1 protein-coding gene is annotated in these 1,080 nt (G+C 63.8%); it reads left to right on the forward strand.

The features are described from left to right. Positions 1 to 108: 108 nt before the first annotated feature. Positions 109 to 1,068 carry an IS481 family transposase gene (locus ACEN2M_RS18705; protein ID WP_441649647.1) on the forward strand — a complete coding sequence of 320 codons (960 nt, stop codon included), beginning with the start codon at positions 109 to 111 and terminating at the stop codon, positions 1,066 to 1,068. Positions 1,069 to 1,080: the final 12 nt, after the last annotated feature.

The following is a 1,080-nucleotide window of genomic DNA, read 5'->3' on the forward strand; positions in this document are numbered from 1 at the left end:
CTAGCTGTACTGGGCCATGACCTGGGTGACACTTCTGGGCTTGTGAAAGAGGAGAACCTCCGGGCTTAGTGGAGGGGTCTAACGCCGTCACAAGCACCGGAGGTTCCCATGGGTCACCCTAATCCGCCGTTGACCATGCGCGGGAAACTTATCCTCAGCCAGCGCGTAGTTGTGGATAAACGCCCCGTCGCCCACGTCGCCAAAGAGCTCGGTATCTCACGCCAGTGCGCCCACCGCTGGGTGCGTCGCTACCGGGAACAGGGCGAGGCGGGTCTGGTTGAGCGATCATCGCGGCCGCGCTCCTCACCGACGAAGACGAGTCCGCAGAAAGAAATCGAGGTACTGCAGGCGCGGCGGCAACTGAAAGCCGGACCACTTCGAATTGCTGCGGTGACCGCGGTGCCGGCGCGGACGGTGGCGCGCATCCTGGCCCGCCACCATGTTCCGCCATTAGCGTGGTGCGACCCGCTGACGGGTGAACTGATCCGGGCCTCCCGGGCCACCGCGAACCGGTATGAACGCGACAAACCCGGTGAACTGGTCCATATCGACGTGAAGAAACTCGGCCGCATCCCCGACGGCGGCGGCTGGCGCGCTCACGGGCGCTCCGAAGCCGTCCGCGGCCGCGGCATCGGATTCGATTATGTTCACGTCGTCATCGACGACCACAGCCGTCTGGCCTATGCCGAGATCCACCCCAACGAGAAAGGCATCACCGCCGCCGGCGTCCTGCTGCGCGCAGCCGGGTTCTTCCGCTCCTGCGGCATCCCGAGAATCGAACGCGTCCTCTCCGACAACGCCTTCGCCTACCGCCTCTCAACGGACTTCAAGAAAGCCGTCGCCCAACTCCACGCGACCCAACGCTTCATCAAACCGCACTGCCCCTGGACCAATGGCAAGGTCGAACGCCTCAACCGCACCCTCGCCACCGAATGGGCATACCGCCAGATCTACACCAGCAACCAACAACGCACTGACGCCCTTGCCCCCTGGCTCAACCACTACAACACTGAACGCATCCACACCGGCATCGGAGGAACACCCATCAGCCGAGTGTCACCCAGGTAGTGGCTCAGTACA

The organism is Cryobacterium sp. W22_MBD10_FK3 (genome assembly GCF_052113745.1).
In the GTDB taxonomy this organism is placed as follows: domain Bacteria; phylum Actinomycetota; class Actinomycetes; order Actinomycetales; family Microbacteriaceae; genus Cryobacterium.

Bases quoted from the DNA above. Each gene is read 5' to 3' on its own strand.
- ACEN2M_RS18705 (WP_441649647.1), top strand. From the start codon at position 109: ATGGGTCACCCTAATCCGCCGTTGACCATGCGCGGGAAACTTATCCTC.